The 16,167-nt window shown below is 51.5% G+C and carries 11 protein-coding genes; 3 read left to right on the top strand and 8 right to left on the bottom strand.

Going from position 1 to position 16,167, the window contains the following annotated elements; genetic code table 11:
• Positions 1 to 38 precede the first annotated feature (38 nt).
• The 6 genes from ACFQ0N_RS18420 to ACFQ0N_RS18395 form a co-directional block, all read right to left on the bottom strand.
• Complete coding sequence (locus ACFQ0N_RS18420) at positions 39 to 1,712, bottom strand: ribulokinase (protein WP_379328781.1); 1,674 nt, start codon at positions 1,710 to 1,712, stop codon at positions 39 to 41.
• Between the two features lie 22 nt (positions 1,713 to 1,734).
• Positions 1,735 to 3,531, bottom strand: a complete 1,797-nt coding sequence (locus tag ACFQ0N_RS18415) for an L-fucose isomerase (protein WP_379329315.1) — start codon at positions 3,529 to 3,531, stop codon at positions 1,735 to 1,737.
• 28 nt (positions 3,532 to 3,559) lie between these two features.
• Complete coding sequence (locus ACFQ0N_RS18410; protein WP_379328779.1) at positions 3,560 to 4,567, bottom strand: LacI family DNA-binding transcriptional regulator; 1,008 nt, start codon at positions 4,565 to 4,567, stop codon at positions 3,560 to 3,562.
• 416 nt (positions 4,568 to 4,983) lie between these two features.
• Positions 4,984 to 6,579 (bottom strand): extracellular solute-binding protein, encoded by a 1,596-nt coding sequence (locus tag ACFQ0N_RS18405; RefSeq protein WP_379328777.1) that lies wholly within the window; start codon positions 6,577 to 6,579, stop codon positions 4,984 to 4,986.
• Positions 6,580 to 6,616: 37 nt separating this feature from the next.
• Positions 6,617 to 7,498 carry a carbohydrate ABC transporter permease gene (locus tag ACFQ0N_RS18400; protein ID WP_379328776.1) on the bottom strand — a complete coding sequence of 294 codons (882 nt, stop codon included), beginning with the start codon at positions 7,496 to 7,498 and terminating at the stop codon, positions 6,617 to 6,619.
• A 15-nt stretch (positions 7,499 to 7,513) separates the two neighbouring features.
• Positions 7,514 to 8,413 carry an ABC transporter permease gene (locus tag ACFQ0N_RS18395; RefSeq protein WP_379328774.1) on the bottom strand — a complete coding sequence of 300 codons (900 nt, stop codon included), beginning with the start codon at positions 8,411 to 8,413 and terminating at the stop codon, positions 7,514 to 7,516.
• A gap of 233 nt (positions 8,414 to 8,646) precedes the next feature.
• Here ACFQ0N_RS18395 and ACFQ0N_RS18390 point away from each other — a divergent pair, with 233 nt between their 5' ends.
• The 3 genes from ACFQ0N_RS18390 (at position 8,647) to ACFQ0N_RS18380 (ending at position 13,764) form a co-directional block, all read left to right on the top strand.
• Entirely contained in the window at positions 8,647 to 10,458 is a 1,812-nt protein-coding gene (locus ACFQ0N_RS18390; protein ID WP_379328772.1) for a sensor histidine kinase, read from the top strand.
• Positions 10,458 to 11,957 (top strand): response regulator, encoded by a 1,500-nt coding sequence (locus ACFQ0N_RS18385; RefSeq protein ID WP_379328770.1) that lies wholly within the window; start codon positions 10,458 to 10,460, stop codon positions 11,955 to 11,957. The genes ACFQ0N_RS18390 and ACFQ0N_RS18385 overlap by 1 nt, the downstream gene beginning before the upstream one ends.
• A gap of 331 nt (positions 11,958 to 12,288) precedes the next feature.
• Positions 12,289 to 13,764, top strand: a complete 1,476-nt coding sequence (locus ACFQ0N_RS18380) for an RtcB family protein (RefSeq protein WP_379328768.1) — start codon at positions 12,289 to 12,291, stop codon at positions 13,762 to 13,764.
• Between the two features lie 54 nt (positions 13,765 to 13,818).
• Here the strand turns inward: ACFQ0N_RS18380 and ACFQ0N_RS18375 are convergent, their stop codons facing one another.
• Entirely contained in the window at positions 13,819 to 15,144 is a 1,326-nt protein-coding gene (locus ACFQ0N_RS18375; protein WP_379328766.1) for a purple acid phosphatase family protein, read from the bottom strand.
• Between the two features lie 126 nt (positions 15,145 to 15,270).
• The gene (locus ACFQ0N_RS18370) at positions 15,271 to 16,149 is read right to left on the bottom strand and encodes a helix-turn-helix domain-containing protein (RefSeq protein ID WP_379328764.1); all 879 of its coding nucleotides are present in this window, start codon (positions 16,147 to 16,149) and stop codon (positions 15,271 to 15,273) included.
• Between the last annotated feature and the right edge of the window lie 18 nt (positions 16,150 to 16,167).

Below are 16,167 nucleotides of genomic sequence, written 5' to 3'. Positions count from 1 at the left end.
CACGCTGCAACAGCCCGTGAAGGTGGATAGCCTTCTTATTATTCTGCCGCCGACATTTTCAGTTCCTTCAGCCGTTTCATTACTCCGCTTGCGCCTCGGCCGAAATAATCATGCAGCTCCAAATATTGCTTGTAAAGCTCGTCATAGACAGCAGTATGAGCCGGATTCGGCTTATAAGTCTCCTCCCGCAACCTGGCCATCTTCGCTGCCGCCTCGACAATCGAATCATAGCCGCCGGCCGCCGAGCCGGCAGCGACTGCGCCGAACATCGCCGCACCGAGCGCCGCGGTTTGCACAGAATCGGCAATTTTAATTTCGCGCCCAGTTACATCGGCATAAATTTGCATTATAAGCCGGTTGCGCTGCGGCAAGCCGCCGCAAGCGACCAGCTCCTCGACCTCAATTCCGCTCTCTGTAAATGCTTCAATAATTTTGCGCGTGCCGAACGCCGTCGCCTCCAGCAAGGCGCGGTAAATCTCTTGCGGCTTCGTCTGCAGCGTGCAGCCGATCAGCAAACCGCTCAAATCGGCATCGACGAGCACCGAACGGCTGCCATTCCACCAATCGAGCGCGATCAGCCCGCTTTCCCCCGGCTTATATGCCGCTGCCGCCTGCTCCAGCCACGCATGAACGGAAACGCTGGAAGCCGCTGCCTCCTTATGCACAGATGCCGGAACGGCCTGCTCCACATACCAGCCGAAAATATCGCCGACCGCCGCCTGCCCCGCTTCATAGCCGAACAATCCGGCCACGATGCCGTCTTCGACGACGCCGCTGATTCCTTCGGCATGTATCTCCTGATCGCTTAGCAGCAGATGGCAAGTGGAAGTGCCCATCGCGAGCACCATGCTGCCTGGCGCGACAACTTTGCAAGCCGGCACCATCGCATGGGCATCGATAACCGCAACAGCAACCGCTGTGCCGGCGCGCAACCCCATCATTTCCGCCATATGAGCATTAAGCCCGCCAGCCCTCGCACCGAGCGGGGCAATCTCCCCGCGCAGCTTTGTCTCAGTTAGATCTGCAAGCCCCGGAGCCAGTGCGGCAAAAAATTCCCGTGACGGGTATCCGTCCTGTTTATGCCATAGCCCTTTGTAGCCGGCCGTACAGCTATTGCGCACCGGAACGCCTGTCATCTGCATTACGATCCAGTCTGCCGCCTCCATAAAACGATCGGACGCTGCATAAATATGCGGGGCTTCGTTGTATATTTGCCATACTTTAGGTATCATCCATTCGGACGATATTTTGCCGCCGTAACGGGCGAGAAACGCTTCTCCCCGCGATGCGGCAATTTCATTCAGGCGGTTCGCTTCCTCCTGCGCCGCATGATGCTTCCACAATTTGACCCAGCTGTGCGGGTCGTCCTGCCACTCGGGCAGCAAGCAGAGCGGCGTTCCCGTCTCATCAAGCGGCATCATCGTACAAGCTGTAAAATCTACGCCGATGCCGATCACCTGCTCGGCGCTTACGCCGGCGGCCTGCAGCACAGCGGGCACCGAGCGCCGCAGCACCTCTACATAATCTCCCGGATGCTGGAGCGCCCAATCCGCCCCCAGCTTAATCCCGCTGCCGGGAAGCCGCTTGTCAATTACGCCGTGCGGGTAAGGCGTGACATGAGTCGCTGCCTCCTCGCCCGTCTCCAAATCGACCAGTAGCGCTCTTCCCGATTCCGTGCCATAATCAATTCCAATTGTATACCGCTTACCCATTCGGCCAGCTCCTCCCGTTCAACTAGGCTTTGCCGTACAGCGGCCCAAAGGCTTGACATGCCCGGAAATCGGCACCAACCGGATCCATGCCGCCAAAAGCCGTCCAGGCGCTCGGGCGGAAAACCCGCTCCTCCGGCACATTATGCATGCATACGGGAATGCGCAGCATCGAAGCAAGCGTTATCAGCTCACCGCCAATATGCCCGTAGCTGAGCGCACCGTGGTTCGAGCCCCAATTGTTCATCACCGAATATACATCCTTGAACAAGCCTTCGCCCGTCAAATTCGGCACGAACCAGGTCGTCGGCCATGTCGGATTGCTGCGCTGATCCAGCTTGTCATGCACCTCGTCCGGCAGCTCTACTGTGTAGCCCTCCGCCAGCTGGAGCACCGGGCCAAGTCCGGCGACCAGATTAATGCGCGCCATCGTGACCGGCATGCCCGCTTGTGTCGTATAGTCGGTGGAGAAGCCGCCTCCGCGGAAGAAGTCGACGGCCGGGCACCATTTGACCGCTTCGAGGCAGGCTCGCACTTCTTCTTCGCCAATCTCCCAGAACGGCTTCATCGCCGGAGCGCCGCCTGCCGTCTGTCTGCCAGTGCCATCAAGGGCAGCCGGCCCGGAGTTGATCAAATGGATAATACCGTTCTCTGCTTTGCCGGTCAGGCGATATCCCGTCACCCGCTCTACCGCATCGGGACTCCAGTATGTGCGCACATCGGCAAAAATTTGCGCCGCATCTGTCAGCAAATGACCGAACAGCATCGTAATGCCATTGAGCGTATCATTTTCCGTCGCCAGTACGAACGGTTCGCGAATCCCGTTCCAATCGAACGAGGAGGTTAGAATCGCTTCCATAAAATCGCCATTCGGAAAATGATCCGTCCAGGCGCGCTGTCCCTGGAACCCCGCCGCAATCGCATTGCGCCCAAGCGCTTCCTCCCCGTAGCCCATCTCCTGCAGCTTCGGATTGCCGATCATCAGATCGCGGGCGATGAGCGCCATTTTCACCACCGTCTCCCAGTCGCCTGCCTTTTGCTCATCTGTCCGCTGCAGATGCTCCGGGTTGACCTCCGCGCCGATCCGGCAGTTTTCCTGCGTCCAGGCCAGCGCCCGCTCGAACTCCTCCTGGTCGTATATGCCCCGCTCCATGCGCCGCACAAATTCGGTCATATCGACATATTCATTGCGCAGGCCCAAGTAACGCTGGAAAAACGTCTCGTCCACGATACAGCCGGCAATCCCCATGCAGACCGAGCCCATCGACAAATACGATTTGCCCTGCATCACGGCAACCGCCAGGCCCGCCTTGGCAAATTGCAGCAGCTTCTGCTGGACATCCGGCGTTATCGTCGTATCCCCAATATCCTGCACATCGCGGCCGTAAATCGAAAAGGCCGGAAGCCCCTTCTGATTATGCGCGCTAAGCGCTGCTGCCAAATAGACTGCCCCCGGGCGCTCCGTCCCGTTAAAGCCCCAAATCGCCTTCGGACGTGTCGGATGGGTGTCCATCGTCTCCGTCGGGTAGCACCATGATGGCGTCACCGATAGCGTCAGCCCGACACCTTCACGCGCAAACTTCTCCTCTGCCAGCGCCGCTTCCGCCACGCCGCCAATGCAAGTGTCGGCAATGACGCACTCAACCGGCAAGCCATTGCTGTGCCTTAAATTCTCGCTCAAAAAATGGGCTGCATTGCGCGCCATCTCCATCGTCACCTCTTCCAGCGACTCGCGAATCCCGCCTCTGCGTCCATCAATGATCGGACGAATCCCGATTTTTGGCATACTGCCGCGCAGCCGATTTTCCACCTGAATCTTCATCATTCCAGCTCCCTCTCGCCTCTTGGCCTTATATTGTTTTCAGTTCATTGCAAAAAAGCTCAATTGCCGGATCAGCGTCTCCCTGCTCCTTGCTCATCCGCCGCAGCAATATTTCCCCGGCCTTGCTCCCCATGTCATACGGATTTTGGTCAATATAATACAAATCGGGCTGCCCGAGCAGCGGCCCCGCCTCTACTTCGCCAAAGGAAGCAACAGCCATATCCGCGGGAACCGCGTATCCGCTGCGCACCAATTCAAGCAGCACGCCAAGGCTCATTTTGTTGTTCAGCGACACAATTGCCGTCGGCGGCTCACTCGCCTGCAAAAACTGGCGCACGGCCCGCATCCCGCCCTCTGTCGAGAAATCGCCATTATACACCAGCGGTGCGGCGATGCCGCGCTCCTGCAGCGCCTGCAGCACGCCGCTGTAACGCTCGCGGCCTGTGCTTGCCCTTGCCGGGCCATTGACGACTCCGATCCGGGTATGCCCGTCTTCCAGCAGCTGCTTGGTCAGCAAATACGCGCCATGCCGGTTATCCTCGGCGATCAGGTCGAAGGAGCGCCCGATATCGGCTGCGTCAAGCGTACGGTCAATCAGGACGATCGGCTGTCCGTTATCCCGCAAGCTGCAAATCATCTCGTCATTGCCGCCGGACGTCGCCAGCACAATTGCATCCACCCGCTTCTCATACAGCATCTGCAGCAGCTTCGCTTCCTTCGCCGGATGATCATCCGAGCTGCAAAACATGAGCTGGAAGCCTTCACGCCCGACTACATCCTCGATCCCGCGCGCGATCCCCATAAAATATGCGTTCGATATATCCGGGATGATGACCCCGATCATAAAGGTCTTATCCTGCTTCAAGCTGCGGGCGACCGCGCTCGGCTGGTAATTAAGTTGCTCGATGACTTGGAATACGCGCTCCTTGACCTCCGGGCTGACATAACCGCTATCGTTCAACACGCGGGATACCGTTGCCGTCGACACTTCTGCCGCTGCCGCTACTTGCTTGATTGTTGCCTTTCCTTTTGCCAATATTTGTTCACCTCATAGCTGTGTAATCGTTTACGTAATCGATTACACATATTTTATCTCTGGACGAAGGCTGCTGTCAATAGCCAACCTATCAAACAAAGGCGGCTGAACGGCGGGCTTGGTATTTGGGGAACGCAGGCTTTTGCCGATACACGCTGCCGGCTCGCAATCGCTGCATTAAATCGCGCAATTGGCGCCAATAACGAATGGCAGGAGGCTGTCGGATAATTCGGCGGAATCGTCGGCAATTGTTACGTTTTATGCAATATTTTCGTTTGACAACCGCGCTAATGCACAAGAACCCGAAATGGCCACCGCCAAACGGCCGACCAATTCGGGTTCTAACTGGTAACTATTCCAACGGCTTAGAGGTCGCCACTATAACGGTGCGATACACATAATGGTTAAGCTGCGTCTTATTTGCTCAGCCCGGCCGTTTTGAATTGCTCTTCTGCCTGATCCAGCAATTTTTGTCCGCCCACAGACAGCCATTGTTTGACGAAAGCATCATAATCGGAAGCTTCGCCAAGCAAATATTTAATATCAAATTCATTTTTCAATGTATCAAGATCGGAAACGAGCTGCGGATCAAGATTGAGTACAGCTTCATAGTTCGGGTAAGCCTCCATGGCCAGCGTTTCTTTATCCAGACGCGCTTCTTTTTTGTCCGATTCGCCCGGTTCTGCATTCATGCTTTCCAAGACGCCGTCCACACGTGTGCTTATCCATGTACCCCAGTCATATGCCCCTTTGTTATCTTGGCGATATAGCTCCCCTTTCAAGCTGATAAATTTGCCGCCGCCCTCCATATCAATCACTTTTTGTCCATTGATGCCTACTCCCCAACGCAGCGCCCAATAACCTTCATTCGGAAAAGTAGTCTCTTCAATAATTTGCAAAATCCGCTCCATCTTAATCGGGTCTTCCGCCGCTTTCTTGGAAACAGTCAAGAGTCCTTTTGCTACAGGGGCTGGTCCAAGTTTACCGCCATCTGGCGTCGCTTTAGGAAGTTGAAAATTTTCGAACCAATGGATAGTTTCCCCTGTACCGCCTGTTCCGCCTTCTATTTCATTAACGAGCACACCCGGATAATGTGTCATCCCAACTTTACCTGAGAAAAGCTTAGGCTTGCGCTGCTCCCAGCCCTGTGTATACCAGTCCGGATCGATCAGCTTTTCATCTACAATTTTTTTGGCGAGTTCAAGAAATTTTTTGTGCGTGCCGTTGACGACAGAGTGCTCTACTTTGTTATCCTTCACAAAATAGCCCATCGGGCCATACATATAGGTCAAGAAGCTAAGCTCTCCCAAATTTGAGCCGCCGCCGGTCGAGCTAATGCCCCATGTATCATTTTTGCCGTTGCCGTCTGGGTCATCAAACGTAAATTTACGCAGAGCATTGAGCAATTCTTCTTCATTGGTCGGCATATCCAATCCTAATTTATCAAGCCAGTCTTGGCGAATTTTCCATGATCTGTTATTTGAATCAGGAATCGTCGGCAGCCCGATCATTTTGCCCTCTTGTGTGGCAAAAGCCTTCGACTGATCGGTAAATGTAGCGGAAAGCGTCGGCAATTTATCCAGATACGGCGTCCAATCATCAAGTAATACGCCCTGCTTATATAGCTTTTTCATAATATTCTGATCATAGACAAAGATCATATCCGGCGCTTCGTTCGAGGCGAACTGCACCATCAGCTTGCTTTCGATATCGGCATATGGATAGGCCGCAAGCTTGAAATCAACATTGAACTTCTCGTTCATCCATTTTCTCCATGGATCGTTATCATCAGTAGGCGTATTGACCCAGCCATTTTCGACTAACGAAATTGCAACCTTTTCTGATGATGGCTTCTCTTTTTCATTCCCAGCCGTTGTGTTATTAGCAGGGGTATTTCCTTCCGACTGTTTCGCCGGCGTCTCTTTCTCCTGCGTGCTGCAGGCACTCAGTGCCAGACTGCATGTCATAGCAACTGCAAGTAATTGGCTTGTTTTGCTCACTTTATTTTTCATCTGACATTCCCCTTCTGTTCATATTAGACCTGGCAATCTATCCTTTTACCGCACCGAGATACATTCCTTTGGTGAAATGCTTCTGCAGGAACGGATATACCAGCAAAATCGGGATTGTGCCGATAACGGCAACCGCCATCTTCAGCGATTCTGTCGAAACGCGTTCAGCTGGGTTGTTCACCAGTGAAGGGTTGAAATCAGCACCAACATTCGCATTGGCGAACATATTGCGCATAATTAGCTGCAGCGGCATCCAGTCCGGTGAATTCAAATAGATGAACGCGTCAAACCAGCTATTCCAGTGAGAAACGGCGATAAACAGACCAATCGCAACCAGAGAGGGCTTGCTCATCGGCAAAATAACTTTCGTCATCCGTGTCCAGTCGCCAACCCCGTCCACCTCGGCCGCTTCCTCCATTTCCCTTGGAACCCCTCTGAAAAACTGCATGAGCACCAGCACACTCCAGCTATCTACAAGCATCGGGATAATAAGGGCTCCAAGCGTGTCCAGCAAACCTAACTCCTTAACAACCAGATACCCGGGAATCAAGCCACTATGGAATAAAATCGTAACAAGAATCAGAAACACGAACAGCTTGCGACCAACCAGTTCGCGCCGTGATACGACATAAGCAGCAATCGTCGTCATCGTCAGCACACTCAAAGTACCAACTACCGTTCTAATAATACTGACCCATAGCGCATTGGTGAAGGTAGAGCCGCTAAATAATCGCTCATATGCAATTAACGTCGGATGAAAAGGAATGAAAATAAAGCCATTTCGCTGAATCCATTCCTGTTCACTGACAAGCGACAACGATAATACATAAAACAGCGGATATAGCGAAGCTACTGATAATAGACCGACTATTGCGTAAGATATCCATTGGTAGGAGCGTTCGCCCCATGATTGTTTCATGAGCCTTATCCCTCCTTACCAGATTCCTGTACCGGCGAATTTTCTGGCAGCCTTATTAGCCATCAATACGAGTGCCAGCCCGAATAACGATTGAAACAGCGACATCGCTGTTGCTAAACTATATTGCAGTTGTGCCAGACCTTGACGATAGACCCATGTATCGATGACATCGCCGACCGAATATGTAGCCGGGCTGTAATATAGCAGTACTTGCTCACCGCCGGCATACAAAATATTGCCTATTTGAATCGTAAACAAAAAGACAACGATCGGTGCAATGCCAGGCAAGGTAATATGCCAAATCCGTTTGAACGGCCCAGCGCCATCCATCTTCGCCGCTTCATATAAGGATGGATCGAGTGCCGTCAGTCCGGCCAAATAAATGATCGTCCCCCAGCCCAGCTCCTTCCACACGCCTGACCCTACAAGCAGCGGACGGAACCATGATTCCGAAGTAAGAAAAGGGATCGTCTCGCCTGTGAGCCAAATACTGATTTGGTTCACAAGACCGAGATTGGAAAACATCGAGAACGTAATCGCATAAATAATGACCCACGAAAAGAAATGCGGAATATACAAAATCGTTTGACTAATTCTGCGAAACTTGGAGGATGTAAGGTCAAATAGCAGAATCGCCAAAATGATAGGCGGGAAAAATCCGAATAATAGCCGGAGTAAACTAATTTCAATCGTATTACTGAGCACCCGTGCAAAATCGGTATGAGACAGAAGCTGTTTGAAATTGGCCAGCCCTACCCACGGACTGCCCCAAATGCCGCCCATCAGCGTAAATTCTTTGAATGCCAGTACCGCCTGCAATATGATCGGGTAATAACGGAACACGATGAAAAACACGATGACAGGAATAAATAATACATAAAGCAGCCAATGCTTACAGATTTTTTTCCAAACCAAATGCTTCCCCTCTTTCTGCGTCGCAGCTCATTCTGTTGATGTCTCTCAGTATAGAAGAGTAGTTGCAGGTTGAAAATGAGACAATCTTTGCATCAGGGGGGGAATTCCGATCATTCTTACGCTTTACGGTTGATTGCCATGTCAGCACGCGTTACACTTTGAACATAGCGTAAAAGATATGTCTACATTTAAAAAAGGAAACAGGCTTTCAATCTGGTCAAAGAGGTGAAATATTGACAGTTAAGCCTTCAATATGGACAATCGACAATTGGCCGATCGCCATGAAGCTGATCGTTGTCTACTCTTTATTGATATCTGCGACGGTAGCTCTTACAGGCTATATTTCCTATCAAATCTTCAACCGTTCGCTAGAGGAGCAAATTCATGACTATGTCCCGCAATTGCTGAACCAGACGAGCCTTCATCTGGACAATTACCAGAATGAGCTGCTGACGATCACCAAGCTCGCCTTGCTGCCGCCGCATTCTGCCAGCATCGCTGCTGTTATGAGCATGGAGGAGTCAGAAAATTATCTCCCCCGCTCAGTCCTGCTAAGTGATACGCTTCGGCAATTTCATATTGAGCAAAAACCGTACGTAAGTGCTATCGTTCTACATATGCTTCATGAAGGCGCTTATATTCAAGTCGCCCAATCAGGCGGGCAATGGATAAGAGATGCTGATTTTCATCAACAATCCTGGTATTCCCGGGTGGACCCGGGCAACAGAGGCCTGCTTGTCTACGGAACAGAGCGCAATGCGATGATTAAGGATAATCCCTTCGTCTTCAAGGTCATTCAACCGCTCTGGAGTATGAGCACCGATCAATTTCTTGGTTATATTGAAGTGGATGGATCATTGCAAATGATTAATGATATGCTGCTTAATGTCAACTTTGGCCACGATTCAAAAATTATCGTGCTCGATCAAAATAACCGCATTATGTACACGCAAGGCTATGGTGAAATCGGCGATGATTGGCAAGGCGACTTCGGGCTGGATTGGGAAGTTGCGGCAGCCTCGCTGCAATCGAAGGTAGAGGAAATTGACGGAAGCGAGCAATTAATCAGCTACGCCAAATCTACTCAGACCGGCTGGAAGGTCATTTCCGTTATTCCGCTGGAAAATTTGCAAGAAGGCGTACGCTCGGTAAAATGGTGGAATGTACTCGGTGCAGCTGCCGGTATTCTTATCGCCATTGTCGCTGCTATTCTGCTCGCTTATAGTATGACGAAGCGATTGCGGCTGTTAGTGCATGGTCTGCGCACCTTGGAGCTCAACGATTTTCGGATGGCCTTTCCCCCTGTCCGCACTGATGAGGTCGGTCTAGTATGGGAGGCACTGCGCAGGATGTCAGGGCGTATCCATCTGCTCATCAATGAAGTCTATCAGGTCAAAATATTAAAGCAGGAAGCGGAGATTCAAGCTTTACGCAGTCAGGTTGACCCGCATTTTTTGAACAACTCACTGGAAACGCTGCGGTATCTCGTCAAGGATGGCCATGTCAAGAAAGCGGAGGACGGATTAATCGCGCTTGGCGATCTCTTCCGTTATCATACGAGTCAGCCTAACGAATTTGTGCCGCTCCGCAGCGAAATGGCTTTTATGAAAAACTATTTATATATGCAGCAGCTGCGCTTTGGCGACCGGCTGCAAGTTCTATACGATGTAGAAGAAGAAACAATGCATGTCCAGCTGCCGGCGCTGCTCTTTCAGCCTCTCGTAGAAAATGCGATCATTCATGGGAGAGACGATGAAGGAAACATTACACTGACGATCCGCATCCTGCTGCCAGCTTCCGAACAACTGCTCATCTCTGTCATTGACGAAGGGCGCGGGATCGAGCCGGAGGATATGGAACAATTACAGGCCGTGCTGGAGAATGAACGCATGGCTAGCGAACATGTAGGCTTGCGCAATGTCTACCGCAGGCTCAAGCTGATTTACAAGGACGCAGGCGAGATGACGATTACGAGCGAGCCGTACAGCGGCACAATCGTCACACTCTCATTGCCCGTCCAGCATGATGAGACGGAGGGAAGCTGATGAATATATTGCTCGTAGACGATGAAGAGACGATTTTGAGCGGGCTGGCCGCCTTGCTGCGCGAGCTGTCGCCATCTAATTTCGATATCTATCATGCTTTGAACGCGGAACAAGCGCTGGAGATCCTGTCATCACAACCGGTAAATTTGGTTATCTCGGATATCCATATGCCCGGTCTGGACGGCCTCGCCTTAACCGAAATGATTCAGCATCGCCATCCCGAGCTTCCCGTTGTGCTGCTCACCGGTTACAATGACCGTCACTATATGCAAAAAGCGATCCGTTTGAAAGCAGAAGACTATTTGTTCAAACCCGTTAAATCTAGTGAACTGCTAGCTATGCTGAACAGGCAGCAGGAACGGTCCAAGCGGGTCCGCGACCGCCAGCGTTTCATGACAGGCGAACAATTTGCCGCCCTGCCCTATCCGGTCAAGCGGGTGATGGCCTGCGATCTGGATGCGGCCAATGAAGCAAGGCAGCGGCAGCTCGGCGATCAGGAGATGGTACTGTGGATGTATCGGAAAGTTGTCTTTGAAGTAGCCGAAGCGTTCGAACAGCTCTATTTTATCACACCCAGCGAGCGGCTCTCACCCTTCAATCTGTTAATAGGCGTAAGCGCTGATACCGCGGAGCTCGCCGAAGCTGCGATATTCAAGCTTGCAGCGGCAATTGACCAGTTTTGGTCGGAAAACGTCAAGCTGCAAGCAAGCTTTGGCTTTTCGGCAAGCAGTGCCGCTGAATGGGACCGATTAGAAAAAGAAGCTTGTACAACGCTTTTTTACCGGCTGCAAGCTGGCAGCGGCCATTTTCGTTTGCTGGAAGCCGCCGCGATTCCTATATGGGAACAGCAGCATATAGAACAGCTTAGATCAGCGATTGCGGTTAGTAAGACGGAAGAAGTACTGCAAGGATGTATGGAACGGCTCGTTTTTTTATTTGCTCATTGTCCGGCAGCCGGCCTGGCTCCCGCCATTGAGGATTTGCTGCAAACGCTATATACCCAGCTTGCGCTCGCCTATCCTGCAGCAAGCCGCTCATTACCGGCTCGCCTTGTCTCTACAAGCCGAAAGCTGCTGTGGGCGCAAACATCGTCACAGCTGCAAACGCTGCTGCTGAATGAAATCAACGAATGGCTGCAGGCCGTCATTCCCGGACATACCGAATTTGGACTCATTGCGCTCGCTAAAGACTATATTACGGCTCATTTTGCAGATCCGTTAAACCTGAAGGAAGTCGCCGAAGCGATATATATCAGCCCAAGTCATCTTAGCCGCTTGTTCCGCAAGCATACGAAAATGACTTTTCTGGAATTCTTGACTCATATCCGCGTAGAAGAGGTCAAAAAGCAGCTGGCCGATCCAAAAACGAAATTGTACGATATCTCTCCGCTCGTCGGCTACAGCGACTGGAAGCATCTCAGCCGCATCTTTAAGGAGAAGACCGGTTACACCCCGAGTGAGTATCGCGAACGGCTAATGGTGTCGCGGAACTTGCCATGACTTCAGCATTATAAAAGGTTGACAGGAAAAATTGTCCAATGCTATTATGAGTACTAAGCAGAAACGAAAGGAGGAGTTACTATGTTCGCATACGATGCTGGAAATCTGTGTTTAGGCAAGCCCCAACTTCATATTCAATGCCTGTTACGCAATGGATCAGCACATCACTGCGTTATTTCAGGGTGCTCCTTCGCCGCTGCCGATAGGCAGTACCGCGGTTAGTTCCCCATAATAACACGATAGCTCCACGCGTACAGGCTGCCATTGGGCGGCTTTTTATATCCCTAAATTCTGAACATATGTTCGCATTTTATACAAAGGTGGTTTTAAATTGAAGGAAGCTCCGATTAAATATTTTATAAATTCGGATGTGAAGATTGAAAACAATGCGGTAGAAGAGCTGCATCGGCTGCTGGAAATCAATGATACGATTGAAATGCTGCAAAAGCATGAGCCGGGGTATTTTGACGATGCCGATACCGCGGTGCTTGAAGTGGCGATTACGCCTGATTTTCATAAAGGGAGCGGCATCCCTGTCGGTACGACGCTGTTCACGCGCGGCTTTGTGCTGCCGCAGGCCATCGGCAACGATATTAATTGCGGCATGCGCCTTTATGTCACCGATTTAGACGAGGAACAAGTCCGGGCCAACCTCGATGCCATTGAGCGAAATATCCGACATGTTTTTTTTGAAGGAGGGCGCAATATTCCGATGACGCGCCATATGCGCGAAAAAATGTTAAAAGAAGGCTTAATCGGCATTCTGGATAGTCATAAGGAAGCCCGCGGCGAAGGAATTTGGCGTTATTATAATGAGGGGCAGCAGGAGCAGGATCTGAATCAGGTTGACAAAATGGGCTCCTTTATCGCTGACGCCACGATCGGGCTCGATGATTTTCTTGGACCAACAGAGCTTTCCAGAGATGCGCAAATCGGCTCGCTGGGCGGCGGCAACCATTTTTTCGAAATCCAGGTCGTACAAAAGGTGCATCACGGTGCAGTCGCCAGCCAGTGGGGGCTTAAAGAAGGGCAAGTGGTCCTCATGATCCATACCGGCTCGGTGGCGCTTGGCTACCATAGCGGCGCCTGGATAAAGGAAATGCTGAAAAAGATGTACCCTTCCTCACTCAAGCATCCGGAGAACGGGATGTACCCGCTCCCGCTTTCAGAGCGCTTTGCCGCGCAATGGTCGGCGTTCTGGAGCCTCCTGCACAATGCGGCGAATTTTGCCTTTGCCAATCGTTTAATGCTGGGGCTGATGATGTACAAATCGCTCTCGGATGTATTGGGCGATTTTGAGCAAAAGCTGTTGTATGATGCGCCGCACAATTACTTATGGGAAGAGCGGCTGGAGGATATGCAGGGATTTTTGCACCGCAAAGGATCATGCACGGCCAAATCCGCCGAGCAAATGATGGGGACGCCGTTCCAATATACGGGCGAACCTGTGTTTATTCCCGGGTCTATGGGGTCGCACAGCTTTATTTTGGCGGGGCTCGGCAATCGCGAAAGCTTGTTTAGCGCCAGCCACGGCGCCGGACGCGCGCTGTCGCGCGGCGATGCGGTTAAAGTGGATGATGCCAGATTCCGCAAGTTTCTAGGCCAATTCCGGGTGATCAATCCGATTGACCCGAAACGGGCAGACCTGCGGGGACGGAGCGATATTTTGAAGAAATGGGAAGATGAATTAAAAAAAGAGGCGCCTTTCGCCTACAAAGATATTACACCTGTTATTCAATCGCATGTCGATTATGGCATGGCGGCAATTGTAGCCGAAGTAGCGCCGATCGCAACCGTAAAAGGTTAGCACGTATGCTGCTCCTATCCTTCCCGGGGAGTGGAGCAGCATCGCAAATACCGGCTATTTATGCGTCAGCTCAAACTCATCCGCCAGCTCGCCATCTACTGTATAAGCTTGATAAGTCAGCTTGTCGCCAGCTATTCGGATCCCCGCATACATCTGCTTCTTGTTCTGAAAATGTATTTTATGATAATACTGGTCGTCCTTTTTCTTATTAAACTTTTGTCCGGAGGCATTGACCGTCGCATACACCGTTCCTCCAGTCTCCACAATCTTCTCATCCTTAAGCGGATACGAGCGGGAATATTCATGATTATGGCCCTGCAGAACGAGGTCGACTCCATATTTGTCAAACAGCGGAACCCAATGCTTTACAACTTTCTTATCCTGGTTGCCCCCGTAAGCCGGTCGGTGAATCGAAACAATGGTCCATGGCTGGCGATTTGCAGCCAAATCCTCCTCCAGCCAGTCCACCTGCTCCTTAATTTTCGCTTCCGTATTCAGCATGACAAAATGCACCGGCCCATAATTGAACGTATAGCTTGTCCCCGGGATGGTGCTGCTTGCTCCGTTATCCGGCAAATTAAAATGCGACACAAACGCATCCGCCTTTTTGTCGACCTGATCATGATTGCCGGTCACCGGCATAAACGGAACGCTTGCTGTCCATGGGCGCGCTTTGTTCAACAAATGATTCCATGCCGCATCATCCTCAGGATATTCCGTCAAATCGCCGTTATGGATCAGAAAGGCCGACTCCGGAAACCGCTTGAACGCTTGCTCCAGCGTATTGCGCCACAGCTCGAAATCCTGTTCGGTAATCCCTTGCGAATCGGCTACATCAATAAAGGTAAAAGCATCAAGCCCGTCTTGCTCGGTCGTAAAAGCAGCCAGCTCGCTCCACCCTTCCGCGCTTCCATTACCAACCCGATACAAATAACTCGCACCGGCTTCAAGACCGGCCGCTTCTGCTTTGTGTACGCCCTTGATTTTTCCGTTATGCAAAACCAACTCCGAGGATTCTCCCTGAAATTCCAATATTTCTCTCTTGTCCTCAAACGCTGACGCATCCGTTCCTTTCACGAGCTGCAATACAGCCTTCTCTCCCGTAGTATCTGTATGCCAAGTAAACGCACGGCTTGTCCGCGGATCACCTTTGAATGTCGTCACAATTGCTTGCGGTATAGCGATCTTGTTCCCCTCCTGTTCCACTGGCGCGCCTTCTGTATCCGGTTCTTTCTCTTCAGGCTGCTGCTGTTCGATCGGATTCACCGTATCGCCCGCACCTTGCTCGCTTGGCTTCTGCCCGGTGCCGATCCATATCAAAGCACCTGCAACCAGGACGAATAATAAAGCAAAGAGCCACGGCTTAGACAATCGCTTCAACGCACTCCCTCCTTTCCACCTCCAAATATTAACATAATATGGAGCGCAAAGAAATGGCGATGATCGAGTGGATTCTTCCATTCCGTCTACTGTTAAAACAAAAAGGCTAAGCAGAGAGCTTATCCTCTACTCAACCTTCACTAGCGCATAATGGCGAAAATTTTGCGGAGAGCGGTTCATCAGCTTTTTAAACTCCCGATAAAACGAGGTCGAGCTTTGGAAGCCGCAGCTTAAATAAATGTCTGTAATCGTCATGTCGGTTTCACTGAGCAGCCGAACCGCCTCTTGAATCCGAATTTGCAGCAAATATGCCTTGAAGCGCTCGCCGATTACCTCCAAAAACAGATGCCGTGTTCGTGAAGGGCTGAGCGCCAGTACGCGGGCGATTTCATCCAGCTGCAGCGGCTCCTGATAGTGCTCCTGAATATATGCCAACGCCGGCTGCAGCTGCATAAATTTGCTGGCGTTCCGTTTACGGCGGCTGCTTATTCCCTTTGCTTCATAATGGCGGAGCAGCAAAGCACAGCTGCGGAACAGCAAGCTTTTGACAATCGATTGATAGGCGGTGCCCATCGTTTGCAACTCGCGGTTCATTTCTTGCAGCATTGGGCCGATCTCTTGCGCCGCTGCGGACTCGGCAGGGATAAGATGGTCGAAGGATGCGGGGTCATAAATAAAGGGCAGCAGCAAATCCGGGTCAAAACTTTGGATCGTCCGCACATCGAGGCACACCACTAAACAATTGCACGCCTCTCCCGGCTTCGATTGGCTCGTATGCCGCTCGGTGTTGTTCATAAGGATAATGTCGCCTGGGCCGATTTCATATCGCTTTTCCATACCAGTCACAGTGCCATGTCCAGATAAACAGTAGCACAGCTCGAGCGTCGGATGCCAATGGATGGGCTCCTGCACGCGATGCAACGTCCATTCAATAATTCGAACGCCTGATGCCTGATCAAGCGCAAATTCAATTTTGACACCTGTATCCTGATCGATATAGCCCACCTGCTACTCCTCCTTTCC

This window comes from Paenibacillus sp. GCM10027626 (genome assembly GCF_042676285.1).
GTDB lineage: Bacteria > Bacillota > Bacilli > Paenibacillales > Paenibacillaceae > Paenibacillus_Z.
Note: the sequence above shows the minus strand (reverse complement) of the source record. Positions and strands in the feature narration are given on the sequence as shown.

Bases quoted from the DNA above. Each gene is read 5' to 3' on its own strand.
- ACFQ0N_RS18420 (WP_379328781.1), bottom strand. From the start codon at position 1,712: ATGGGTAAGCGGTATACAATTGGAATTGATTATGGCACGGAATCGGGA.
- ACFQ0N_RS18415 (WP_379329315.1), bottom strand. From the start codon at position 3,531: ATGAAGATTCAGGTGGAAAATCGGCTGCGCGGCAGTATGCCAAAAATC.
- ACFQ0N_RS18405 (WP_379328777.1), bottom strand. From the start codon at position 6,579: ATGAAAAATAAAGTGAGCAAAACAAGCCAATTACTTGCAGTTGCTATG.
- ACFQ0N_RS18400 (WP_379328776.1), bottom strand. From the start codon at position 7,498: ATGAAACAATCATGGGGCGAACGCTCCTACCAATGGATATCTTACGCA.
- ACFQ0N_RS18385 (WP_379328770.1), top strand. From the start codon at position 10,458: ATGAATATATTGCTCGTAGACGATGAAGAGACGATTTTGAGCGGGCTG.